Annotated in this window: 18 protein-coding genes and 4 tRNA genes; all 22 read left to right on the top strand. The window is 57.4% G+C overall.

Translation table 11 applies throughout. The annotated features are described in order from the left end of the window. Nucleotides 1–25 precede the first annotated feature (25 nt). The 22 genes from LJ737_RS10980 to LJ737_RS10875 all read left to right on the top strand — a co-directional run bounded on the left by LJ737_RS10980 (nt 26) and on the right by LJ737_RS10875 (nt 24,053). On the top strand, nt 26–2,608 hold the full coding sequence (locus LJ737_RS10980) for a M1 family metallopeptidase (RefSeq protein WP_227765571.1): 2,583 nt from the start codon (nt 26–28) through the stop codon (nt 2,606–2,608). Nucleotides 2,609–2,786: 178 nt separating this feature from the next. After that, nucleotides 2,787–2,869: transfer RNA gene (locus tag LJ737_RS10975), tRNA-Tyr, on the top strand. Between the two features lie 31 nt (nt 2,870–2,900). Next, nucleotides 2,901–2,973, top strand: a tRNA-Gly gene (locus LJ737_RS10970). Between the two features lie 38 nt (nt 2,974–3,011). Further along, nucleotides 3,012–3,086, top strand: a tRNA-Thr gene (locus LJ737_RS10965). Nucleotides 3,087–3,246: 160 nt separating this feature from the next. Further along, nucleotides 3,247–4,434: an elongation factor Tu gene (gene tuf, locus LJ737_RS10960; RefSeq protein WP_227765567.1), complete on the top strand. Its 1,188-nt coding sequence runs from the start codon at nt 3,247–3,249 to the stop codon at nt 4,432–4,434. A gap of 406 nt (nt 4,435–4,840) precedes the next feature. Beyond that, nucleotides 4,841–4,911, top strand: a tRNA-Trp gene (locus LJ737_RS10955). A 70-nt stretch (nt 4,912–4,981) separates the two neighbouring features. Continuing rightward, the gene (gene secE, locus LJ737_RS10950) at nt 4,982–5,176 is read left to right on the top strand and encodes a preprotein translocase subunit SecE (RefSeq protein WP_111478181.1); all 195 of its coding nucleotides are present in this window, start codon (nt 4,982–4,984) and stop codon (nt 5,174–5,176) included. A 25-nt stretch (nt 5,177–5,201) separates the two neighbouring features. Beyond that, nucleotides 5,202–5,762, top strand: a complete 561-nt coding sequence (gene nusG / locus LJ737_RS10945) for a transcription termination/antitermination protein NusG (protein ID WP_111478182.1) — start codon at nt 5,202–5,204, stop codon at nt 5,760–5,762. A gap of 111 nt (nt 5,763–5,873) precedes the next feature. Further along, nucleotides 5,874–6,317: a 50S ribosomal protein L11 gene (gene rplK, locus LJ737_RS10940; protein WP_078013211.1), complete on the top strand. Its 444-nt coding sequence runs from the start codon at nt 5,874–5,876 to the stop codon at nt 6,315–6,317. 12 nt (nt 6,318–6,329) lie between these two features. Continuing rightward, a complete protein-coding gene (gene rplA / locus LJ737_RS10935; RefSeq protein ID WP_126691156.1) occupies nt 6,330–7,028 on the top strand; it encodes a 50S ribosomal protein L1 in 699 nt (232 codons plus the stop codon). Between the two features lie 14 nt (nt 7,029–7,042). Continuing rightward, a complete protein-coding gene (rplJ, locus tag LJ737_RS10930; protein WP_227765565.1) occupies nt 7,043–7,597 on the top strand; it encodes a 50S ribosomal protein L10 in 555 nt (184 codons plus the stop codon). A gap of 60 nt (nt 7,598–7,657) precedes the next feature. After that, nucleotides 7,658–8,038 (top strand): 50S ribosomal protein L7/L12, encoded by a 381-nt coding sequence (gene rplL, locus LJ737_RS10925; RefSeq protein ID WP_227765564.1) that lies wholly within the window; start codon nt 7,658–7,660, stop codon nt 8,036–8,038. Between the two features lie 346 nt (nt 8,039–8,384). Then, nucleotides 8,385–12,269, top strand: coding sequence for a DNA-directed RNA polymerase subunit beta (gene rpoB / locus LJ737_RS10920; protein ID WP_227765563.1), 3,885 nt, complete (start codon nt 8,385–8,387; stop codon nt 12,267–12,269). A 380-nt stretch (nt 12,270–12,649) separates the two neighbouring features. Continuing rightward, nucleotides 12,650–16,996, top strand: coding sequence for a DNA-directed RNA polymerase subunit beta' (gene rpoC, locus LJ737_RS10915; RefSeq protein ID WP_227765561.1), 4,347 nt, complete (start codon nt 12,650–12,652; stop codon nt 16,994–16,996). A 288-nt stretch (nt 16,997–17,284) separates the two neighbouring features. Next, nucleotides 17,285–17,614: a DUF3467 domain-containing protein gene (locus LJ737_RS10910; RefSeq protein ID WP_227765559.1), complete on the top strand. Its 330-nt coding sequence runs from the start codon at nt 17,285–17,287 to the stop codon at nt 17,612–17,614. A 64-nt stretch (nt 17,615–17,678) separates the two neighbouring features. Next, nucleotides 17,679–18,419: a class I SAM-dependent methyltransferase gene (locus tag LJ737_RS10905; protein WP_227765557.1), complete on the top strand. Its 741-nt coding sequence runs from the start codon at nt 17,679–17,681 to the stop codon at nt 18,417–18,419. Nucleotides 18,420–18,516: 97 nt separating this feature from the next. Then, a complete protein-coding gene (locus LJ737_RS10900) occupies nt 18,517–18,765 on the top strand; it encodes a hypothetical protein (RefSeq protein WP_227765555.1) in 249 nt (82 codons plus the stop codon). A gap of 226 nt (nt 18,766–18,991) precedes the next feature. Next, nucleotides 18,992–19,420, top strand: a complete 429-nt coding sequence (gene rpsL / locus LJ737_RS10895; protein WP_227765553.1) for a 30S ribosomal protein S12 — start codon at nt 18,992–18,994, stop codon at nt 19,418–19,420. A gap of 109 nt (nt 19,421–19,529) precedes the next feature. Further along, entirely contained in the window at nt 19,530–19,997 is a 468-nt protein-coding gene (rpsG, locus tag LJ737_RS10890; RefSeq protein WP_126691142.1) for a 30S ribosomal protein S7, read from the top strand. Nucleotides 19,998–20,096: 99 nt separating this feature from the next. After that, nucleotides 20,097–22,232, top strand: a complete 2,136-nt coding sequence (gene fusA / locus LJ737_RS10885) for an elongation factor G (protein WP_227765552.1) — start codon at nt 20,097–20,099, stop codon at nt 22,230–22,232. A gap of 24 nt (nt 22,233–22,256) precedes the next feature. Next, entirely contained in the window at nt 22,257–22,562 is a 306-nt protein-coding gene (rpsJ, locus tag LJ737_RS10880) for a 30S ribosomal protein S10 (protein ID WP_078013199.1), read from the top strand. A 171-nt stretch (nt 22,563–22,733) separates the two neighbouring features. Beyond that, nucleotides 22,734–24,053, top strand: a complete 1,320-nt coding sequence (locus LJ737_RS10875; protein ID WP_227765550.1) for an O-antigen ligase family protein — start codon at nt 22,734–22,736, stop codon at nt 24,051–24,053. Nucleotides 24,054–24,071 lie beyond the last annotated feature (18 nt).

The following is a 24,071-nucleotide window of genomic DNA, read 5'->3' as shown; positions in this document are numbered from 1 at the left end:
CTCAGATTACCCCAACTAGCTCCTCATGAAATATCCGGCACTCGGGGCTTTTACGCTGGCTATTGCATTGCCTTTTACCTTGCTGGGGCAGCCTTCGAAGCCGGGTTCGGCCAAGAAGACCACTCCCCACAAGGCCGCGGCCACCGAGCCGACTGACAGCAAGCAGCCGGCTTCCCAGTCCATCATGATTGTGCCGAACTGGCTGCCGCCGGTCAATCCTATTCAGCCCGCCGCCACCCTGCTGCACGACTTGGTCGATACTAAGCTCGACGTGCGCTTTGATTGGGCCAAGCAGTGGCTGCTGGGTACGGCCACCGTCACCGTGCGTCCGCACTTTTACCCCCAAACCCAACTGGTGCTCGACGCCAAGGGCTTTGATGTAAAGAGTGTGAAGCTGGTAATGGGCGGCAAGGAAAAGACCCTGAACTTTCAGTACGACAAGCGTCGCTTGGCCATAACGCTGGACCGCGCTTACGCCCGCACCGAGCCGTACCAAGTGCGGATTCAGTACGTGGCCAAGCCCAACGAACTGCCTACCGGGGGCAGCGCGGCCATTCGGGCTTCCAAAGGTCTGTACTTCATCAATCCGCTCGGCACCGAGAAAAACAAACCCCGCCAGCTCTGGACCCAGGGCGAGACGGAGGGCAGCTCCTGCTGGTTTCCGACCATCGACCGGCCCAACCAGCGCATGACGCAGGAAATCAGCCTGACGGTGGAGCAGCAGTTTAAAACGCTGTCCAACGGCTTGCTGGTGGGGTCGAAGAAAAACAACGACGGCACCCGCACCGATACCTGGAAGCAGAGCCTGGCCCACGCGCCCTACTTGGCCATGATGGCCGTCGGCGACTTTGCCGTCGTCAACGACTCCTGGCACGGCAAGGCCGTCGATTACTACGTGGAGCCGCAGAACGCCGCCGACGCCCGACCTCTGTTCGGCCGCACCCCGCAGATGCTGGAGTTTTTCAGCAAGAAGCTGGGCATGGAGTTTCCGTGGGAGAAATACAGCCAAGTCGTCGTGCGCGACTACATCTCGGGGGCCATGGAAAACACCACGGCCACGGTACACGGCACCGAGATGACGATGAAGACGCGCCGGCAGCTGCTCGACGGCAACAGCGACGACGTCATTGCCCACGAGCTGATTCACCAGTGGTTCGGCGACTTAGTCACGGCCGAGTCGTGGAGCAACCTGCCGCTTAACGAGGCTTTTGCTAACTACGGCGAGTACCTCTGGAACGAGTTCAAGTACGGCCGCGACGCCGCCGACCTCTGGAGCCAGAAGCAGGCGGCGCTCTACTTCGAAGAAGCCCAGAGCAAGCGCGAACCGCTCGTGCGTTACCGCTACGCCGACAAGGAGGATATGTTTGACCGTCATTCCTACCAGAAAGGCGGGCAAGTGCTCCACATGCTGCGCAGCTATGTCGGCGACGACGCCTTCTTCACGGCCCTGAACCGCTACCTGACCGAGCACAAGTTCTCCGCAGTGGAGCTAGCCGAACTGCGGATGACCTTTGAAGAGGTGACCGGCGAGGACCTGATGTGGTTTTTCGACCAATGGTTTTTGCAACGCGGCCACCCCACCGTGGCGGTGGCGCACTCTTACGCCGATGGCAAAGTGACGCTGCGCGTGGTACAAAAGCAGGATACGCTCTACCAGCCAGTGTACCGGTTGCCCGTTACGGTAACCACTTGGGTCAACGACAAGCCTACCGACCACCGCATCGTGGTCACCAAGGCCAACCAGACGTTCCAACTGCCCGCGAGCCAGAAGCCGGCCCTCGTGCAGTTTGATTCGGACAAGACCCTACTGGCCGAGCTGACCGAAGAAAAAAGCCAGGAGGAGCTGGTGTACCAGTTCTACCACGCCCGCAACTTTCAGTCGAAAACGCAGGCCATTGCCGAGCTGAAGCCCAAAGTAGGCGACCTAGGCGTGAGCAGCATGATGCGCAATGCCCTTAATGACTCGTTCTGGGGGGTGCGCGTCGCGGCGGCCGAAGGATTGCGCCGGTACCGTGGCCCCGAAGGAGGAGCTGTGCGCAAGGATTTGGAACGCGTGGCTACTACTGATAAGGACAGCCGCGTGCGAGCCGCCACCATTGCTACCCTCTCGGCTTTCCAGAACGAGGACTACGGCCGGGTTTATACCCAGGCGCTGAACGATAGCTCCTACTTGGTGATGGGGGCCGCTATTACCGCCCTGACCAAGGCTCCAACCGTAGCCGCCCAGCCCCGCATCGAAGGTCTTCGCGGTGAAAAGAACCCGGTCATCGTCGGAGCCCTCTCCACGTACTTCACCCTGAACGGTAACCTCGACCAGTATCAGTGGTACCTCGCCCAGCTCGACGACGCCGATGCGGCCACGCTGTACCAGCTGCTGCAGGACTTTGGTACCTATATGTTACGCATCCCGGCGGTGGAACGTGATAAGGCCCTGAAGAAAATGGAGCAGATGGCTCGTACCAACCCGCATTATGAAGTACGCCTTGGTGCCTACCACGGCCTACGAACCTTGTCTTCGAACATGCCAGCACTCAAAACTACCCTGGCTGATATCCGCAGCAAGGAAAAAGATGAGCGGCTGATCGGCATCTATAACCTGCTGCAATAGCGCGGTTTAGGCCTTTTTAGCGAAAAACAACGAAAAAAAATAGTTCAGGTTTTTGCGCGGGTGCTTGACTTGCATCAGAAAGCCCCTAATTTTGCAATCCAATTCAGCGACCTACTCACCGCAGCGGGTTCTGAACTGAAACAAAAAGCGCTTCGGTATCCGGCCGAAGATCTGACACGGGGGGATTCCAGAGCGGCCAAATGGGACGGACTGTAAATCCGTTGTCTTACGACTTCGAAGGTTCGAATCCTTCTCCCCCCACTTCATTTTCTTCTTGCTAATCAGCTCACACGCGGGAGTAGCTCAGTTGGTAGAGCGGCAGCCTTCCAAGCTGCAGGTCGCGGGTTCGAACCTCGTCTCCCGCTCTTTTTCCGCCGACCGAGCCTGATTAATCAAGATACAAGCCGTTGTAGCTCAGGGGTAGAGCACTTCCTTGGTAAGGAAGAGGTCCGGGGTTCAAATCCCCGCAACGGCTCCAGAGTGAACCTAACGGGGCAGCGCGCCTGCCGCCGTCTGGCCTGCAGCAAGCGACGTGCAGTTTTTTCCTAGGGAGAAGTCTGCGTATCGCTTTCTTGCAGTATACAAGCAGCGCGTAAGCACCCTCTTTTCCCTCAAAATTTCTTCCCAATCTCTTTACAATGGCTAAAGAAACTTTTGACCGGTCCAAGCCGCACGTAAACATCGGCACGATCGGTCACGTGGACCACGGCAAAACGACTCTGACCGCCGCCATCACCACCGTGCTGGCTAACAAAGGTCTGGCCGCTAAGCGTGACTTCTCCTCGATCGACAACGCTCCGGAGGAAAAAGAGCGCGGTATCACCATCAACACCGCTCACGTAGAGTACTCCACCGCCAACCGTCACTACGCTCACGTTGACTGCCCCGGTCACGCTGACTACGTGAAGAACATGGTAACTGGTGCTGCTCAGATGGACGGCGCTATCCTCGTGGTAGCTGCTACCGACGGCCCGATGCCCCAAACCCGTGAGCACATCCTGCTGGCTCGCCAGGTAGGTGTACCGCAGCTGGTGGTGTTCATGAACAAAGTCGACATGGTCGACGACCCCGAACTGCTCGAACTCGTTGAGATGGAAATCCGCGAGCTGCTGTCGTTCTACGACTTCGACGGTGACAACATCCCGGTAGTCCAAGGTTCGGCCCTGGGTGGTCTGAACGGCGACGCTAAATGGGTTGGCACCATCGAGCAACTGATGGACTCGGTTGACAACTGGATTCCGATTCCCCCGCGTCTGACGGACCAGCCGTTCCTGATGCCGGTAGAAGACGTGTTCTCGATTACTGGCCGTGGCACCGTAGCTACTGGTCGTATCGAGCGCGGCGTAATCAACTCGGGTGAGCCGGTTGAAATCCTCGGTATGGGTGCTGAAAACCTCAAGTCGACCGTAACGGGCGTTGAGATGTTCCGCAAAATCCTGGACCGTGGCGAAGCTGGTGACAACGTAGGTCTGCTGCTCCGTGGTATTGAAAAAGAAGCCATCCGTCGCGGCATGGTTATCTGCAAGCCCGGCTCGGTAACCCCCCACAAAAAGTTCAAGGCTGAAGTTTACGTTCTGTCGAAGGAAGAAGGTGGCCGTCACACGCCGTTCTTCAACAACTACCGTCCGCAGTTCTACTTCCGCACCACCGACGTTACCGGTATCATCTCGCTGGCTGAAGGCGTAGAAATGGTAATGCCTGGCGACAACGTGACCATCTCGGTTGAGCTGATCAACGCTGTAGCTATGGAGAAAGGCCTGCGCTTCGCTATCCGCGAAGGTGGCCGCACGGTAGGTGCCGGTCAGGTAACCGAAATCCTCGACTAATTACGACCTCAAGGTCTTATTAGGCACACGGCCTCTATTGGGAAACCAGTAGAGGCCGTAGTGTTTTCTAGCAGTTGCTGAAGCATGCTGCATTGACTAATTATCATTGGATACGAAGAGGCAAATACCCGGGATTAAGCATCTGTAAAGCAGTTCACGTTACTCTCCACCCAGTAGATAACAGACTACGAACGGACCGCTGTTGAAGACAGATTTAAAAAATACTCAGTGCCTAATCAATGCGGATGCTCACGTAAACGGCAGGCTTTGGCTTCAATCCAGCTGTAATTATCGGTGCGTCAACTAAATCCGTGGGTGAAATTTTTGCGGGCAAATTTGTTTTATCCATAACCTTCGGTACATTTGCACTCCGAATTGAAGCATCCCTGCCTCAAGCGGAACATACACGGGCGTAGTTCAAGGGTAGAATAGAGGTCTCCAAAACCTTTGATGGGAGTTCGAATCTCTCCGCCCGTGCAGATTAAACCTAAAGACGGCCGCTGCTGAAGCGGCCGCTTTTGCCTTACCGCCAATCGGTCCTTCAACCATGGATAAGCTGTCGAAGTACTTCCGCGATACCGTCGAAGAGATGCGCTACAAAGTGACGTGGCCTTCTTTCGAGGAACTGCAGAAGAGTGCCGGCCTGGTACTCATCGGTTCGCTGGTGTTTGCCATCGTGGTGGGTCTGATGGACGTGACCTTTGAGTCGCTGCTGAAGGCGTTTTACAATTCGTTCCGCTAAGCTTTACCACTAACCAGCTAGGAAAATGGGAGAACTGAAGTGGTACGTGGTGCGCTCGGTCAGCGGCCAAGAGAAGAAAGCCAAGCAATACCTTGAAACGGAAATCCACCGCCACGGGCTCGATGAGTTGGTGCCGCAGGTGCTGATTCCGGCTGAAAAGGTGTACGAGATGCGTAATGGCAAGAAGCGAGTGCGCGAGCGTAGCTTCTTCCCCGGGTACATCCTCATCCACGCCGATCTGACGCACGGGGAGGTGGACCACATTATCACCACCACGCCGGGCGTGTTGGGCTTCCTCAGCGACAAAGAGGGTAAGACGTCTAACGCCAAGCCCATTCCGCTACGCATGAGCGAAGTGAACCGCATCCTCGGCATCGTTGATGAAACGGAGGAGCAACCGGCCGCGCTGGAAGTGCCTTTTGTAGCCGGCGAGTTGGTAAAGATTATCGACGGTGGCTTTGCGGGCATGTCGGGTACCGTATCTGAGGTATTCGAGGAACGCAAGAAGCTGAACGTAATCGTGAAAATTTTCGGCCGTAGCACTCCAATGGAGCTGAGCTACACGCAGGTCGAAAAAGAAGTCTAAGAACTGTTACAGTTGGGCTACTGGTCGTCCGCTCCGGACTGGTAGCCGCTTCCATAGGAGCATTTTTCACAACGGCGGTGGGAGCCACCCACAGCCGAAGTAATCAACCAAATGGCCAAGGAAATCAGAGGTTACCTGAAGCTTCAGGTAAAGGGAGGCGCGGCAAACCCTGCCCCGCCGATTGGACCTGCGCTTGGTTCGAAAGGCTTGAACATCATGGAGTTCTGCAAGCAGTTCAATGCTCGCACCCAGGATAAAGCCGGCCAAGTGTTACCTGTTCTCATCACCATGTACACTGACAAGTCGTTTGACTTTGTCATTAAGACGCCGCCTGCGCCGATCCTGCTCATGGAAGCAGCGAAGATTCAGAGCGGGTCGAAAGAGCCGAACCGTAACAAGGTTGGCTCGGTGACCTGGGACCAAGTCCGCCAAATTGCCGAAACGAAGATGCCCGACTTGAACGCCTTCAAGATCGAGTCGGCCATGAAACTCGTTGCTGGCACCGCCCGCAGCATGGGCCTCACCATTACGGGCGAAAGCCCCCTCACCAAGTAATCGGCTAGGACCATGGCTAAAGTGAGCAAAAAGCGCAAGGAAGCCCTTGCCAAATTCGATCTGACGGAAGTACGGTCGCTGCAGGACGCCGCCAAAGTGGTAAAGGAAATCACCTTCACCAAGTTTGACGCTTCGGTAGACATCGACGTACGCCTGGGTGTTGACCCGCGCAAAGCTGACCAGATGGTTCGCGGCGTGGCAACGCTGCCCCACGGCACGGGTAAAACCGTACGTGTGCTGGCTTTGGTAACCCCGGACAAAGAAGCCGAAGCTACCGCTGCTGGTGCTGACTTCGTAGGTCTGGACGACTACATCTCGAAAATCGAGAAGGGTTGGACGGATGTAGACGTTATCATCACGATGCCGGCTGTAATGGCCAAGGTTGGCCGTCTGGGCCGCGTACTGGGTCCGCGTGGCCTGATGCCGAACCCCAAGTCGGGCACCGTAACCACGGACGTTGCCAAGGCTGTGCAGGAAGTGAAGGCTGGTAAAATCGACTTCAAAGTTGACAAGACCGGTATCATTCACACCTCGGTTGGCAAAGTGTCGTTCGACGAGCAGAAGCTGGCCGAAAACGCACTGGAGCTGATCCAGACCCTGCAGCGTCTGAAGCCTTCGTCGGCTAAGGGTACGTACATCAAGAGCATCACGCTCTCGAGCACGATGAGCCCCGGCGTACCGGTTGACACCGCTGTGAATTCCGCCAAGTAATTACACGCCTGATCATGACGAAGGAAGAAAAATACGCCCTCGTAGATGAGCTGGCCGGCAAATTCGGCGAATACAGCTTCTTCTACCTCACGGATGCTTCGGGCATGACCGTGGCTAAGATCAACGAATTCCGTCGCCTCTGCTTCAACCGGGGCATGGAATACAAGGTCTACAAAAACTCGCTGATTCGTAAGGCGCTGGACCGTTTGTCGAGTGACACCTCGGCAATGGACGCCGCCCTGAAAGGCCAGTCGGGCATCCTGTTCTCGCAGGAGTCCGGTTCGGCTCCGGCTAAGCTGCTGAAAGACTTCTACAAGTCGCAGAACTACGGCCGCGGCGTTGAGCCCAAGCCGGTCCTGAAAGGCGCTTACCTCGACAGCGACATCTTTGTTGGTGCCAACCAGCTCGAAACGCTGGCCACCATCAAAGGCAAGCAGGAACTCATCGGTGAAATCATCGGTCTGCTCCAGTCGCCCGCCAAAAACGTTATCGGCGCTCTGCAGAGCGGCGGCAACAAGCTGGCTGGCATCCTCAAAACCCTTTCGGAAAAAGAAGAGGCCGCAGGCTAACCGCTGCTCTCTTTCTCTCTCAATTCATCGTTTTCAACAACACCCCAAATTTTTTGCAAAATGGCAGATCTGAAAGCATTTGCAGAGCAGCTTGTTAGCCTGACCGTTAAAGAAGTTAACGAACTGGCCACGATTCTGAAGGACGAGTACGGCATCGAGCCGGCAGCTGCTGCTCCGGTAATGATGGCTGGTGGTGGCGCTGGCGCTGCTGCTGAGGCTCCCGAAGAGAAGACTTCGTTCGACGTAATCCTGAAGTCGGCCGGCGCTCAGAAACTGGCTGTAGTGAAGCTGGTGAAAGACCTGACCGGCCTGGGCCTGAAGGAAGCCAAAGAACTGGTTGACGGCGCTCCGAAGCCCCTGAAAGAAGGTGTTGCTAAGGACGAGGCTGAAGGCCTGAAGAAGCAGCTGGAAGAAGCTGGTGCTGAAGTAGAGGTTAAGTAATTACCTCTCTCCACTACCTGCTTTAACCGGACTGACCAATCCAAAACAGAAACGGTCGATTCCATTTGCCGCACCTGTTTTTCCAGTCCGACAAAGCATGGATTAGACCTGGCAACTAAGTCAGGTCTTTTCCTGTTTGTAGCCTGCAAACTTTGCTAAAAGCTGTTTCTACGCTCTGGGAGCGTTTTTGCGGCGAAACAGTAGCGCGAACCTACCACGGCTTAACTGCATCAAAGAACGTTTTTCTTGCCCCTGGGGTTGTTCTTCGATGCGTGAGTGGTTGGCTCGCGCTACTGGCATGGTTTGAAGATTCCACCCTCCCAGTGTCATTTTAATTCTTAACACATTGGCTACACCCAAAGCAAAGGCTACGGCCCTGGAGCGGATCAATTTCGCCAAGATTAAGAAGGTAATCGAGTACCCGGACTTCCTGGACGTGCAGCTGCAGTCGTTCCGGGATTTCTTCCAGTTGGAGACGGCGGCCGAAAACCGCTCGAACGAGGGTCTGTTCAAGGTGTTTGCCGAGAACTTTCCCATCTCCGACTCGCGCGAGAACTTCGTCCTGGAGTTTATCGACTACCACGTTGATCCGCCGAAGTACTCCGTGGACGAGTGCATCGACCGCGGCCTGACGTACTCGGTTCCGCTGAAAGCCAAGCTGCGCCTGCTCTGCAACGACGAGGACAACGAGGACTTCGAAACCATCGAGCAAGAGGTGTTCCTGGGGAACATTCCTTACATGACGGAGAAGGGTTCCTTCGTAATCAACGGTGCTGAGCGCGTTATCGTATCGCAGCTGCACCGTTCGCCCGGCGTGTTCTTTGCCCAGAGCAAGCACACCAACGGCACGAAGCTGTACTCGGCCCGTATCATCCCGTTCAAAGGCTCGTGGATTGAATTTGCCACGGACGTGAACAACGTGATGTACGCGTACATCGACCGGAAGAAGAAATTCCCGGTGACGACGCTGCTTCGCGCCATCGGCTACGGTACCGACAAAGACATCCTGGACCTGTTCGGGCTGTCGGAAGAGGTGAAGGCCGATAAGAAAACCCTCAAAAAGGTAGTTGGCCGCAAGCTGGCCGCTCGGGTGCTGCGCACCTGGACGGAAGACTTCGTGGACGAAGACACCGGTGAGGTGGTTTCGATTGACCGCAACGAGGTGCTGCTGGAGCGTGACTCGACCGTTGAGGACGAGGACATCGACACCATCGTGGATTCGGGCGTGAAGTCCATTATCCTGCACCGCGAAAACGTCAACATCGCCGATTTCGCCATCATCTACAACACCCTCCAGAAGGACAACTCCAACTCGGAGAAGGAAGCTGTAGAGCAGATTTACCGCCAGCTCCGTAACACGGAAGCGCCGGACGAAGAAACCGCCCGTGACATTATTCAGAAGCTGTTCTTCTCGGATAAGCGTTACGACCTCGGTGACGTAGGCCGCTACCGCATCAACAAGAAGCTGGGCATCGACACGGGTTGGGACGCCCGCGTACTCACGAACGAGGACATCGTGCTCATCGTGAAGTACCTGATCGGCCTGATCAACTCGAAGGCCATCGTCGACGACATCGACCACTTGTCGAACCGTCGCGTGCGCACCGTGGGTGAGCAGCTGTACGCCCAGTTCGGCGTCGGCCTGGCCCGTATGGCGCGTACCATCAAGGAGCGCATGAACGTGCGCGACAACGAGGACTTCAAGCCCGTTGACCTGATCAACGCCCGTACGCTGTCGTCGGTTATCAACTCGTTCTTCGGCACGAACCAGTTGTCGCAGTTCATGGACCAAACCAACCCGCTGGCCGAGGTGACGCACAAGCGTCGCGTATCGGCACTCGGGCCGGGTGGTCTGTCGCGCGAGCGGGCTGGTTTCGAAGTACGTGACGTTCACTACACGCACTACGGCCGCCTCTGCACCATCGAAACGCCGGAAGGTCCGAACATCGGTCTGATTTCGTCGCTGTGCGTGCACGCCCGCGTTAACTCGATGGGCTTCATCGAGACGCCCTACCGCACCGTGGAAAACGGCAAGGTGGACGTGACGCACACCGTGAAGTACCTGACCGCCGAGGAGGAAGACACCCATCACATCGCTCAGGCCAACGCCCGCATCGATGACTCGGGTAACTTCATCAACGAACTCGTGAAGGGTCGTTTTGAAGGTGACTTCCCGGTGGTTGGTCCGACGGAATACACTTACATGGACGTAGCGCCGAACCAGATTGTATCGGTGGCTGCTTCGATGATTCCGTTCCTGGAGCACGACGACGCCAACCGTGCGCTGATGGGCTCGAACATGCAGCGCCAGGCGGTGCCGCTGTTGAAGCCCCAGGCGCCCATCGTGGGTACCGGCCTCGAAGGCCGCGTGGCCATCGACTCGCGCGCCCTGGTGGTAGCCGAAGGCGACGGTGTCATCGACTACGTGGACGCTAACAAGATCATCGTTAAGTACGACCTCACCGCCGAAGACATCCTTGTGAGCTTCGACGCCGAGCGCGTAACCTACGAGCTGATCAAGTTCCGCCGCACCAACCAGGACACCTGCTTGAACCTGACGCCCATCGTGAAGAAGGGCGAGCGGGTAAGCAAAGGTCAGCCGCTCTGCGAAGGCTACGCTACCGAAGCCGGTGAGCTGGCCCTGGGCCGCAACATGCAGGTAGCGTTCATGCCGTGGCAGGGCTACAACTTCGAGGACGCCATCGTCATTTCGGAGAAGGTAGTCCGCGACGACATCTTCACCTCGATTCACATCGAAGAGTTTGAGTTGGAAGTACGCGAGACCAAGCGCGGCGAAGAAGAGCTGACCTCGGAAATTCCGAACGTGAGCGAAGAAGCCGTCCGCAACCTCGACGAAAACGGCATCATCCGCATCGGTGCGGAAGTGCGCGAAGGCGACATTCTGATCGGTAAGATTACGCCCAAGGGCGAGACGGACCCGACCCCGGAAGAGAAGCTGCTGCGCGCCATCTTCGGCGACAAGGCCGGCGACGTGAAGGATGCCTCCCTCAAGGCGCCGCCCTCCCTGAACGGCGTGGTTATCGAGACCAAGCTGTTCTCGCGCCCGAAGAAGGACAAGAACCTGCGCGCCAAATCCAAGCGCGAAGTAGAAGAGCTCAAGGACCGCTACGCTGCTGAGCTGCGTGGGGTGAAGGCAGTGATGGTCGACAAGCTGGTGCAGCTGCTGGAGGGCAAGACCTCGCAAGGCATCAAGCACAAGTTTGGCGACGAGCTGCTGACCAAAGGGGCCAAATTCGGCAAGAAGAACATCACCGATGCCCTCTTCCCCGAGAAGAACCCCTACAAGGACGAGAGCAACTACGCCGTGCCGGAAGAGGTGAACCTGTTCAAGGACCTCATCCTGGAGAACTGGACTGCCGACGAGAAGACCAACGCGATGGTGGCGGAGCTGGTGAAGAACTACACCAAGCGTCGCAACATCGTGACGGCCCGCTTCAAGCGTGACCGGTTTACCCTGGAGGTAGGCGACGAACTCCCGGCTGGTATCGTGCAGCTGGCCAAAGTGTACATCGCCAAGAAGCGCAAGCTGAAGGTGGGTGACAAGATGGCCGGTCGTCACGGTAACAAGGGGGTGGTAGCCCGCATCGTGCGCGATGAGGACATGCCCTTCCTGCCCGACGGCACCCCAATGGACATCGTGCTCAACCCGCTGGGTGTACCGAGCCGCATGAACATCGGTCAGATCTACGAAACGGTACTGGGCTGGGCCGGCCTCAAGCTGGGCCGCAAGTACTCGACCCCCATCTTCGACGGTGGTACCGAAGAGGAGGTGGCCAAGGAGCTGACCGAAGCCGGCCTGCCGGATTGGGGCCGCGCGTACCTGCACGATGGTCTGACGGGTGACCGTTTCGACCAGCCCGTGACGGTAGGTGTGATTTACATGCTGAAGCTGGGTCACCTTGTCGACGACAAGATGCACGCCCGTTCGATCGGGCCGTACTCGCTCATCACGCAGCAGCCGCTGGGTGGTAAGGCGCAGTTCGGTGGTCAGCGTTTCGGCGAGATGGAAGTGTGGGCGCTGGAGGCCTTCGGCGCGTCGAACATCCTGCAGGAAATCCTGACGGTGAAGTCCGACGACGTGATTGGCCGGGCCAAAGCCTACGAAGCCATCGTGAAGGGCGACGTGCTGCCCAAGCCGAATATCCCGGAGTCGTTCAACGTGCTCATTCACGAGCTGCGCGGTCTGGCCCTGGAAATCACGCTGGACTAGTTTAAAAGCTGCTAACAGAATGGTTGTCGGTGCCTCGGTGCCGGCAACCATTTTGCGCATCCTGCCCTAGGCTGACTCGTCGGCGAGTAGGAGGGGGGCCGAGCAGAATAGAACAATTGTACGAGCGGCTTTGCGACATGCTTTTCGGCCGTTGTTCCGAGATATGGTCAGGACAACACTACAAGGCCAAGAAGTCATCAACAAGCTGGTCGAGTGGAGCCGACGAGGCTTCGCCCAGACCCGGAAAACCTACTGCGTGGCGTACCTATCCGACCCGCAGAGCACTTTTCCGTGAGTCGAGCTGTTCTGAGTGTTTGGGCACTGCCCGAAGAAACCGAACGGTGAAACAAGCAACAAGCTAAAGCTTAAACACAAGCAACATGGCGTTTGCAAAAACGAAAAAGCTGGTTCAAGACTTCTCGAAAGTCACCATCTCGCTCGCCTCTCCGGAAGCCATTCTGGAGCGCTCGAACGGGGAAGTGGTGAAGCCCGAGACGATCAACTACCGCACGTACAAGCCCGAAATGGGCGGCTTGTTCTGCGAGCGGATCTTCGGACCGGTAAAAGACTGGGAGTGCCACTGCGGCAAATACAAACGCATTCGCTACAAGGGCATCATCTGCGACCGTTGCGGCGTGGAGGTGACCGAGAAGAAGGTGCGCCGCGAGCGGATGGGCCACATCGAACTGGTGGTACCCGTTGCGCACATCTGGTACTTCAAGTCGCTGCCCAACAAGATTGGTTACCTGCTGGGCCTGCCCACCAAGAAGCTCGACCAGATCATCTACTACGAGCGTTACGTGGTAGTGCAGCCGGGCTTGCTGGAGGCTGATGGCGTGCAGCAGTACGACTTCCTGACGGAAGACGAATACCTGGACATCATCGACAAGCTCCCCCGCGAGAACCAGATGCTGCCCAACGAGGACCCGCAGAAGTTCATCGCCAAGATGGGTGCCGAAGCGCTGCAAATGCTGCTGGAGCGCCTGAACCTGGACGAGCTGAGCTACTCCCTGCGCGACTCCGCCGCCCACGAGACTTCGCAGCAGCGTAAGGCTGAGGCCTTGAAGCGTCTGCGCGTGGTGGAAGCTTTCCGCGAAGCCAACGGCCGCATCGAGAACCGTCCCGAGTGGATGGTGATTCGCATGGTGCCGGTGATTCCGCCGGAACTGCGCCCCCTCGTGCCCCTGGACGGTGGCCGTTTTGCTACCTCCGACTTGAACGACCTGTACCGTCGCGTTATCATCCGCAACAACCGCCTCAAGCGCCTGATCGAAATCAAGGCTCCGGAGGTGATTCTGCGCAACGAGAAGCGCATGCTGCAGGAAGCCGTCGACTCGCTGTTCGACAACTCGCGTAAGGTGAATGCCGTGCGCGCCGAAGGCAACCGCGCGCTGAAGTCGCTGTCCGATATGCTGAAAGGCAAGCAGGGCCGCTTCCGTCAGAACCTGCTCGGTAAGCGCGTCGACTACTCGGGCCGTTCGGTTATCGTGGTAGGTCCGGAGCTGAAGCTGCACGAGTGCGGTCTGCCCAAGAACATGGCGGCCGAGCTGTTCAAGCCGTTCATTATCCGCAAGCTCATCGAGCGCGGCATCGTGAAGACAGTGAAGTCGGCCAAGAAAATCGTGGACCGTAAGGACGCTGTGGTATGGGACATCCTCGAGAACGTGCTCAAGGGCCACCCCGTACTGCTGAACCGTGCTCCTACGCTGCACCGTCTTGGTATCCAGGCGTTCCAGCCCCGCCTCATCGAGGGCAAAGCTATCCAGCTGCACCCGCTGGTGTGTACCGCCTTCAACGCTGACTTTGACGGTGACCAGATGGCTGTGCACGTGCCCCTCGGGCCGGCCGCCGTGCTGGAAGCCTCGATGCTCATGCTGGCCTCGCACAACATCCTGAACCCGGCCAACGGCGCTCCGATTGCGGTACCGTCGCAGGACATGGTTCTGGGCTTGTACTACGTGACCAAGGGCAAGCGCACCACCGAAGAGGAAGTAGTACAGGGCGAAGGCCGTGTGTTCTACTCAGCGGAAGAGGTAGTTATTGCCCTCAACGAAGGTCAACTGTCGAAGCACGCCTATATCAAGGTGCGCACGAAAGTCCGCGACGAGGAAGACAACTTGGTAACGAAGGTGATTGAGACCGTGGCTGGCCGCGTGCTCTTCAACCTGCACGTGCCGGAAGAAGTCGGCTTCGTGGACGAGCTGTTGACCAAGAAGAAGCTGCAGCAGATCATTTCGCTGGTGTTCAAGCGTACGGGCATGGCCCGCACGGCGCAGTTCCTCGACGACATCAAGACGCTGGGCTTCCAGTCGGCTTACAAAGGTGGTCTGTCGATGGGTCTGGGCGACATCAACATCCCGAAAGAGAAGGATGAGCTGATTCTGCAGGCGCAAAACGACGTGAAGGCGGTAACCCAGAACTACCAGATGGGTCTGATTACCGACAACGAGCGTTACAACCAGGTTATCGACATCTGGACGCGCATCAACAACCAGATTACCGAGACTCTCATGTCCCGTTTGGAGAAGGAGAAGCAAGGCTTCAACTCCATCTACATGATGATGCACTCCGGTGCCCGTGGTTCGCGCGAACAGATCCGTCAGCTCGGCGGTATGCGTGGTCTGATGGCCAAGCCCCAGAAGTCGCTGCAGGGTTCGGTAGGCGAGATTATCGAAAACCCGATCCTGTCCAACTTCAAAGAAGGCCTGGACGTTATCGAGTACTTCATTTCGACCCACGGTGCCCGTAAGGGTCTGGCCGACACCGCACTGAAAACGGCTGACGCCGGCTACCTGACCCGCCGTCTGGTGGACGTGTCGCAGGACGTCATCGTGAACGATGTGGACTGCGGTACGCTGCGTGGCATCGAGACCTTCGCTCTGAAGGACAACGAGGACATCGTGGAGCCGCTGGCTGAGCGTATCCTGGGCCGCGTAGCCGTGCACGACATCGTGGACCCGCTGACGGACGAGGTTATCCTCCCCGCCGGTGAGGAAATCACCGAGGAAATCACGCGTCGCATCGACAACACCAGCATCGAATCGGTGGAAATCCGCTCGGTACTGACCTGCGAATCGAAGCGTGGTATCTGCGGCAAGTGCTACGGCCGTAACCTGTCGTCGGGCCGCATGGTCCAGAAAGGTGAAGCGGTGGGCGTTATTGCTGCTCAGTCGATCGGTGAACCCGGCACCCAGCTTACGCTGCGTACCTTCCACGTGGGTGGTACGGCCTCGAACATCGCCGTTGAAGCCAGCATCCGCGCCAAGTTTGCCGGTGTCATCGAGTTCGAAGACGTGCGCACCGTGGATTCGGTGAATGCGGAAGGCGAGCCGGTGAAAGTGGTGATGGGTCGTTCGGGCGAAGTACGTATCGTGGAGAAAGGCACCGGCAAGGTGTTTATCTCGAACCACGTACCGTACGGCTCGTTCCTGCTCGTGGAAGAAGGTCAGGAGGTAGAGAAGGGCCAGGAGCTCAACAACTGGGACCCCTACAACGCCGTTATTCTGGCCGAATTCGACGGTACCATCGTGTACGAGGGTATCAAGGAAGGTGTCACCTACCGCGAGGAGTCGGACGAACAGACCGGCTACCGTGAGAAGGTGGTTATCGAATCCAAGGACAAAACCCTGGCTCCGGCCATCGTGGTGAAAGCCGGCCGCTCGGGCGGTGATGAAAGCCAGAAGGCTTACAACATCCCCGTAGGCTCGCACATCAACGTGGAGAACGGCGAGAAAATCAAGGCCGGTCACATCCTGGCTAAGATTCCGCGTGCCGTGGGCAAAACCCGCGACATCACCGGTGGTCTGCCCCGCGTTACCGAACTGTTTGAAGCCCGTAACCCGTCGAACCCGGCGGTGGTATCGGAAATCGACGGTGTGGTAACCTACGGCACCGTGAAGCGTGGTAACCGTGAAATCTTCGTCGAGTCGAAAGACGGCGTGAAGAAGAAGTACATGGTGCCGCTGTCCAAGCACATCCTGGTGCAGGACAACGACTTCATCCGCGCCGGTGCGCCGCTCTCGGATGGTGCCATCACGCCGACCGACATCCTGAACATTCAGGGCCCCGGTGCCGTGCAGGAGTACCTCGTGAACGAGATTCAGGAAGTGTACCGCTTGCAGGGTGTGAAAATCAACGACAAGCACATCGAGGTGGTCGTCCGCCAGATGATGCAGAAGGTGATTATCATGGATCCGGGCGACACCTCGTTCCTGGAGCACCAGTCGGTCGACAAGGTGACGTTCATGGAAGAGAACGACTCAATCATCGACATGAAGGTGGTAACGGACGAAGGCGATTCGACGGTGCTCAAGCGCGGTCAGATCGTGACGGCCCGCAAGCTGCGCGACGAGAATTCCTCGCTGCGCCGCCGCGACCTGAAGCTGGTGGAAGTGCGCGACGCTTCGCCGGCCGTATCCCGTCCGACGCTGCAGGGCATCACGCAGGCCTCGCTGGGCACGCAGTCGTTTATCTCGGCTGCCTCGTTCCAGGAGACGACGAAGGTGCTGTCGGAGGCTGCCATCCGTGGCAAAGCCGACGAACTGCTCGGCCTGAAGGAAAACGTTATCGTGGGTCACCTCATCCCGGCCGGTACCGGTCTGCGCGAGTACACGCGCATTCAGGTCGGCTCGACGGAGGATCCGGAACCGGCACCCGCCGCTCCGGCCGCCACGGACGCCCGTCCGGCCCGTGCCAGCCGCAGCAAGCGCGAAGTATCGGCCGAGTAATCGGTTGATTGATTAAGGAAGCCCGCCGGAAGCAATTCCGGCGGGCTTTTCTTTTGTAGCTTGGGGTATGAAAGTTCTAGCGGTTGCCGAACTTGCCGTGCGCTTGCTGATGACCTTGGCCGTCATGGTCTGCGCAGGCTGGGGTTTGCTGTGGCTACTCCGGGGCGGCCCAACTTGGCCTTTCAGCCTGGTAATACTGGCCATCTTCGGGCCGGCATCTTACGCCGGCCTTGTTTCCTGCTGGCGTGACTGGCAGGAACTGACTTCTCACGATTGAATACTTGCTACATGGCCCAACAACCATCTGCTCCCGCACCCGAGGAACAACAAATCAACATTGAGCTGTCGGAGGAAATAGCCGAGGGCGAATACGCTAACCTGGCGATGATTGCGCACTCCAGCAGCGAATTTGTTATTGACTTTATCCGCCTGATGCCCGGTCTGCCCAAGGCCAAGGTGAAGGCTCGCGTGGTCATTACTCCCGAGCACGCCAAGCGGCTGCTGTCGGCGCTGCAGGATAACCTGGACCGCTACGAGCGCAGCTTCGGCCCGGTAAAGACGCAAACCGAAATGACCAGCTTCCCGATGAACTTCAGCGGGACGATGGGGGAGGCGTAAGTCGCTTTCGAGTACATTCTATGAGAGCTGCGGCGCTGTACGCAGCTCTTGTTATTTTCAGCCAATGGCACTCGACCGTTTTTCCAACCACGCCGCGCAGTACGCGCAGTTTCGCATCACCTACCCCGCGGCTTTGTATGAGTTTTTGCTGTCAGTGACACCCGGCCGCGAAGCCGCCTGGGACTGCGGCACCGGTAATGGACAAGTAGCAGCTGATCTAGCACCCTATTTCGGAAGGGTGGAAGCCACTGACATCAGCCAGAAGCAATTGGAGCAGGCTGCGCCGCGGCCGAATATCCGCTATACGGTCAGTGGGGCCGAACAAACGCCGTTTGCTAATAGCACGTTCGACTTCGTGGCCGTGGCACAGGCCCTGCATTGGTTTGATGCCGCTGCTTTTCACCAAGAAGCCACGCGGGTAGCCAGACAAGGTGCTACCATAGCCGAGTGGGGGTATGGCTTGGTCAAAGTCAATGAGCAGATTGATCCACTGATCCAGCACTTCTATACGAATGTGGTCGGGCCTTACTGGGACGAGAACCGCCGGCACATCGACGATGAGTTTGCCCGTATTCCGTTTCTTTTCGCCCAGGTAGAACACCGCCGCTTCGAGGAGCGGCAACACTGGGATGCTGAACGGTTTCTGCGTTATTTGCAAACCTGGAGCAGCGTGCAGCGCTACCAGCAGGAAGTGGGAGAGGAGCCGTTGCGGCTGATTGAGCAACCGTTACGTGAGCTGTGGGGGGAAGAGAAGCGGGAAGTGTGCTTTCCAATATTCCTACGGGCTGGCAAAATCAGCAAGTAGTAAACCTGCCTACAAAGTTTTTTAATTGGTAAACTGTATTACAGGATAGTCAATGTGTTTGGTAGAAACCGGCTTTGAGTACCGTATCATCTGCACCTTGACCATTGAACAGGCCAATAGTATCCTTGCCAAAGCGCCCAGCTTCGACCACTGCGACGAACTAGGCCTGCACGAGTACCGCAGCCCTAGCAGCCTCGCCAGCTTGCCCGATGCCGTATTGCAGCGCGCCGAATACGGCCTTTACTATTGCGACTACAGCCGCAGCCGTACCAGCTTGGAGGTGCTGGGCTACGTGCTCAGCCGTTGCGCCGACCTCGGGCCGGTGACGCTGCAGGCCGCCGATTAGCTCGCTTTTCGACTCGGACAGATATGGAAAAGCCCGCACGAGCTCGTGCGGGCTTTTTGTCATTCTTGGGCGTGTTCAACTACATGGTCCGCAAAGCCCTTGATACTGAGCACCCGGCCCCTTCCGTGTTAAGTTACAATCCCCGTTTGCTATTGTAAATCAGACTCTCTACCTTTGCAAGCCTAATTTTTTGGGAGAAGACCCTCCCGGACAAAACGCTCAATAGATGCCAACCATCAACCAATTAGTGCGCAAAGGCCGCGAGAAGCTGACGACGAAATCCAAGTCGCCCGCCCTCGATTCGTGCCCGCAGCGCCGTGGTGTGTGCACCCGCGTGTACACCACCACGCCCAAGAAGCCGAACTCGGCCATGCGTAAAGTAGCTCGCGTGCGTCTGACCAACGGCAAAGAAGTTAACGCCTACATCCCGGGCGAAGGCCACAACCTGCAGGAGCACAGCATCGTGCTGATCCGCGGTGGCCGCGTGAAAGACCTTCCCGGCGTGCGTTACCACATCATCCGTGGTGCTCTGGACACCGCCGGCGTAAACGGCCGTCTGCAGCGTCGTTCGAAGTACGGTGCCAAGCGTCCGAAGCCCGGCCAAGCTGCCGCAGCAGCCGGCAAAGGTGGCAAACCCGCAGGCAAGAAGAAATAGTAATCAGGTAGTTGGGGCCTGAACGTTGACCACGGGTCTGAGTAATGCGCCCTGAGCGCGTGAAGCTAGGTCGACGAACTACCCCAGTCCCCACGACTCCTCATATACCATGAGAAAAGCAAAACCGAAGAAGCGTATCCTCCTGCCGGACCCCAAGTTCGGCGAGACGCTGGTAACCCGTTTCGTTAACTACCTGATGTACGACGGCAAGAAGAGCCTGGCGTACGGCATCTTCTACGATGCCCTGGAGCAGGTAGAAGCTCGCACCAAGGAAAACGGCCTCGAGCAGTGGCGCAAAGCCCTGAACAACGTGATGCCGACCGTGGAAGTAAAGAGCCGTCGCGTAGGCGGTGCTACCTTCCAGGTGCCCACCGAAGTTCGCCCCGACCGTCGTATCGCCGTTGGCTCGAAGTGGCTGATTCAGTACTCGCGTCGTCGCGGTGAGAAGACGATGAAAGACAAGCTGGCCGGCGAGATTATCGCTGCCGCCAAGGGTGAAGGTGCCGCCGTCAAGAAGAAGGACGACACCCACCGGATGGCTGAAGCCAACAAGGCCTTCTCGCACTTCCGCTTCTAATTAAGGAATTTGGGTGCTTGGGGACTTTTGGACGAGAATTGCTGTTCAGCTGCAGTTCTAATCCACTAAGTCCCCAAGTTCCTAAGACCCCATACTGACATGGCCGTCAACGAAAACCTGAAGTACCTCCGCAACATTGGGATTATGGCGCACATCGACGCCGGTAAGACCACGACGTCGGAGCGCATTCTTTACTACACGGGTAAAACCCACAAAATCGGGGAAGTGCACGAAGGTGCGGCCACGATGGACTGGATGGAGCAGGAGCAGGAGCGTGGTATCACCATCACTTCGGCCGCTACCACCACGTTCTGGAACTACCCCACGGTGCAGGGCGAATCGACGCCTGACACCAAGCAGTACAAAATCAACCTGATTGACACCCCCGGCCACGTTGACTTCACCGTTGAAGTAGAACGTTCGCTGCGCGTGCTCGACGGTGCCGTTGCTCTGTTCTGCGCCGTATCGGGCGTAGAGCCGCAGTCGGAAACCGTATGGCGTCAGGCTGATAAATACAAAGTGCCGCGCATCTGCTTCGTCAACAAGATGGACCGCGCCGGTGCTGACTTCTTCAAAGCTGTAACCGAAATTAAAGACAAGCTCGGTGCTAACCCCGTGCCCCTGCAGATTCCGATCGGCGCTGAAGACACCTTCAAAGGCGTAGTGGACCTGCTGACCGGCAAGGCCATCGTATGGGACGACGCCACCCAGGGCAAAACCTACAAGGAAGTACCGGTTCCCGAAGACCTCGTGGACACCGTAGCCGAGTGGCGTGAGAAGCTCGTGGAAAGCGTTGCCGAATACGACGACACGCTCATGGAGAAATTCTTTGAAGATCCGGACAGCATCACCCGCGAGGAGATGATGGACGTGATCCGCAAAGCGGTTATCGACATGAAGTTCTCGCCGGTAATGTGCGGCTCGGCGTTCAAAAACAAAGGTGTTCAGGCTATGCTTGACGCCGTGATGGCCTACCTGCCCTCGCCGCTCGACATGCCCGCCATCATCGGTACCAACCCCGACACCGGCGAGGAAGTAGAGCGTCACCCGGACAACTCCGAGCCTTTCACCGCCCTGGCGTTCAAGATTGCCACCGACCCCTTCGTGGGCCGTCTGTGCTTCTTCCGCTGCTACTCGGGTCAGCTCGACGCCGGTTCGTACGTGTTCAACAACCGTACTGGCAAGAAAGAGCGCATCTCGCGTCTGATGCAGATGCACTCCAACAAGCAGAACCCCATCGACAAAATCCAGGCTGGTGACATTGCCGCCGGCGTGGGTTTCAAAGACATCAAGACCGGTGACACCCTGACGGAAGAGAAAGACCGTCTGGTTCTCGAGTCCATGTCGTTCCCCGAGCCCGTAATCGGCTACGCCATCGAGCCCAAGACTCAGGCTGACGTCGACAAGATGGGTATGGCTATTGCCAAGCTCGTGGAGGAAGACCCCACCCTCACGGTATTCACCGACCAGGAAACTGGCCAGACGGTACTGCGCGGCATGGGTGAGCTTCACCTGGAAATCATCATCGACCGGATGCGTCGCGAGTTCAAGGTTGAAATCAACCAGGGTGCTCCGCAGGTAGCCTACAAGGAGATGATTACCAAGAAAATCGAGCACCGCGAAGTCTACAAGAAGCAGACGGGTGGTCGTGGTAAATTCGCTCACATCGAATTCGAAATCGGTCCGAAAGAAACCGATCCGGAGAAACCCGGTCTGGAGTTCGTCAACGGCATCACCGGTGGCGTTATCCCGAAGGAATTCATCGCTCCGATCCAAAAGGGCTTCGAAGAAGCTATGAAGAACGGCGTACTCGCCGGCTTCCCGATGGACTCGATGCGCGTGCGTATCTACCACGGTTCGTACCACGACGTTGACTCGGACGCCCTGTCGTTCGAAATGGCAGCTCGCCTCGGCTACAAGGAAGCGGCTCCGCGCTGCGCTCCGAAGCTGCTCGAGCCCATCATGGCCGTGGAAGTGGTGTCGCCGGACGAGTACACGGGCCCGGTAACGGGTGACCTGAACCGTCGTCGTGGCATCATGAAAGGCATGGACACGAAGGCTGGTGCCCAGGTTATCAAGGCTGACGTTCCGCTGTCTGAGCTGTTCGGCTACGTAACCGACCTGCGCACCATCTCCTCGGGCCGCGCTTCGGCTTCGCTGACCTTCTCGCACTACGAGCAGGTGCCGCAGAACCTCGCCGAAGGCATCATCGCCAAAGTAAAGGGCGGTAAATAATCATTGCTTTCACAAGCTGACCTCATGAACCAGAAAATTCGTATCAAACTGAAGTCTTACGATCATAACCTCGTCGACAAGTCGTCGGAGAAGATCGTAAAGGCAGTGAAAGCAACGGGTGCCATCGTGAGCGGCCCGATTCCGCTGCCGACCGAAAAAGAAAAGTTCACCGTACTCCGTTCGCCCCACGTGAACAAGAAGTCGCGTGAGCAATTCCAGCTCTGCACCTACAAGCGCCTGGTGGACATCTTCTCGACCTCGTCGAAGACGGTAGACGCCCTGATGAAGCTCGAACTGCCGAGCGGCGTGGACGTAGAAATCAAAGTCTGAGCCTAACCGCTTAGCAATAAAAAGCCCCGCTGGCCTCGGCCGGTGGGGCTTTTTGTTTGCAACCATTTCCTTAATGCCCAGCTCTGCGTAAAAGGTGGGCAACGCCGTGCCGCTGGAAAGGCTGGCACGAAATCGGTAACTTGCGTTTCGCCCACGCGTGCAGCTGTGGGTATGCGTTCAACGTCTGTGAGTATTTCTGCCGCTTCAAGTACTTCTTCCTGGCTAACGGTCGGCCGCATCCAGACGGCCGCCACCATCAGCTGCGGCATGGTGATTACCGGGTTGTTTACCTTCCCGTTCTTCCGCGTGCTGTCGAGCATTGGCCAGGGCTGCCTGCTGTTAAGCGCGCTAGCGTACTTAGTGCAGTTTCGCGAGGTGGCCCAACGCAATAAGTGGCCGGTATACTTGGGCTTCGCCCTAATCTTCCTGATGCACTTGGTTGCAGGCTTCAATACCAGCACGGCCAATGTCAAGGAGTTCTGGCGCGACGTGATACTGCAATTGCCTTTTCTGCTGCTGCCGCTGGCTTTCTGGATCCTGCCTCCGCTTCCGATCAGCGACTTAAAGCGACTCTATAAGCTGTTGTTGGGGGTGACTACGTTTTCTGCTATCGGCAGCACCATCTATTACTTGCTGAATGCGGAGTACATCAACGAGTTGTACACCCATTCCAAGATAATGCCCACGGTACCGGACCATATCCGGTTTAGTTTGCTCATCGTGCTGTCGATTGCGGTCGGCGCTGTAATGCTTAACCGCAAGGTTCTGACCGGTTGGCGCCGGGTAGCCGTCCTGAGCGCTACGATATTCCTTGCGGGCTTTTTGCACCTGCTGGCCGTACGTAGCGGTTTGGTCGCCCTGTACGTGCTAGCTGTAGTTGCAATTGGCTACTTGCTCAAGAAACGGGAATGGCGCAAAGCGGGCACCGTGGCAGCCATGATGGTGGTATTGCCAGTGGTCAGCTACTTCACCCTGCCAACATTTTACAACAAGTACCACAACACCAAGGACGACGCCAGCCGGGTAGAGCAGACGCACTCGGCTAATAACTACTCCTTGGTGGGCCGGGTGTACTCGTACCAGACGGCGTTCCAGGTATGGAAAGACCACCCGCTATTTGGTGTAGGGAAAGCTGATCTGCGGGATGAAATGTCGGCGCGGTACCGGGAGTTTTACCCGCAGATCGACGAGGAACACCAGATTCAGCCGCATAATCAGTTCTTGTTCTACCTGGTGGCTTTCGGCACCTTGGGACTGGCTTTTTTCCTAGCGGCGTTCTATTACCCGCTGTGGTGGGCCCGCCGTCGGCACGCACCTATGCTCGTGGCGCAGTACATCATCGTCACGCTCTCCTTTATGGTCGAGCCCACGATGGAAGGGCAAACCGGGCTTACGTTTACCCTGTTCTTTTTGCTGTTACCGTTGAGCAGCGTGGCAGGGTGCCGACACGAGCGCGGCGTACGCAAAGGGCGGCAGTGGCGTCCGGCCTAACGTAAGAATAAAGTAGCC

Origin of the sequence: Hymenobacter sp. 15J16-1T3B, assembly GCF_020711235.1 — a bacterium.
GTDB lineage: Bacteria > Bacteroidota > Bacteroidia > Cytophagales > Hymenobacteraceae > Solirubrum.
This window is presented reverse-complemented; position numbering and strand designations above follow the sequence as displayed.

Bases quoted from the DNA above. Each gene is read 5' to 3' on its own strand.
- LJ737_RS10980 (WP_227765571.1), top strand. From the start codon at position 26: ATGAAATATCCGGCACTCGGGGCTTTTACGCTGGCTATTGCATTGCCT.
- tuf (WP_227765567.1), top strand. From the start codon at position 3,247: ATGGCTAAAGAAACTTTTGACCGGTCCAAGCCGCACGTAAACATCGGC.
- secE (WP_111478181.1), top strand. From the start codon at position 4,982: ATGGATAAGCTGTCGAAGTACTTCCGCGATACCGTCGAAGAGATGCGC.
- nusG (WP_111478182.1), top strand. From the start codon at position 5,202: ATGGGAGAACTGAAGTGGTACGTGGTGCGCTCGGTCAGCGGCCAAGAG.
- rplK (WP_078013211.1), top strand. From the start codon at position 5,874: ATGGCCAAGGAAATCAGAGGTTACCTGAAGCTTCAGGTAAAGGGAGGC.
- rplA (WP_126691156.1), top strand. From the start codon at position 6,330: ATGGCTAAAGTGAGCAAAAAGCGCAAGGAAGCCCTTGCCAAATTCGAT.
- rplJ (WP_227765565.1), top strand. From the start codon at position 7,043: ATGACGAAGGAAGAAAAATACGCCCTCGTAGATGAGCTGGCCGGCAAA.
- rplL (WP_227765564.1), top strand. From the start codon at position 7,658: ATGGCAGATCTGAAAGCATTTGCAGAGCAGCTTGTTAGCCTGACCGTT.
- rpoC (WP_227765561.1), top strand. From the start codon at position 12,650: ATGGCGTTTGCAAAAACGAAAAAGCTGGTTCAAGACTTCTCGAAAGTC.
- LJ737_RS10910 (WP_227765559.1), top strand. From the start codon at position 17,285: ATGGCCCAACAACCATCTGCTCCCGCACCCGAGGAACAACAAATCAAC.
- LJ737_RS10905 (WP_227765557.1), top strand. From the start codon at position 17,679: ATGGCACTCGACCGTTTTTCCAACCACGCCGCGCAGTACGCGCAGTTT.
- rpsL (WP_227765553.1), top strand. From the start codon at position 18,992: ATGCCAACCATCAACCAATTAGTGCGCAAAGGCCGCGAGAAGCTGACG.
- rpsG (WP_126691142.1), top strand. From the start codon at position 19,530: ATGAGAAAAGCAAAACCGAAGAAGCGTATCCTCCTGCCGGACCCCAAG.
- fusA (WP_227765552.1), top strand. From the start codon at position 20,097: ATGGCCGTCAACGAAAACCTGAAGTACCTCCGCAACATTGGGATTATG.
- rpsJ (WP_078013199.1), top strand. From the start codon at position 22,257: ATGAACCAGAAAATTCGTATCAAACTGAAGTCTTACGATCATAACCTC.
- LJ737_RS10875 (WP_227765550.1), top strand. From the start codon at position 22,734: ATGCGTTCAACGTCTGTGAGTATTTCTGCCGCTTCAAGTACTTCTTCC.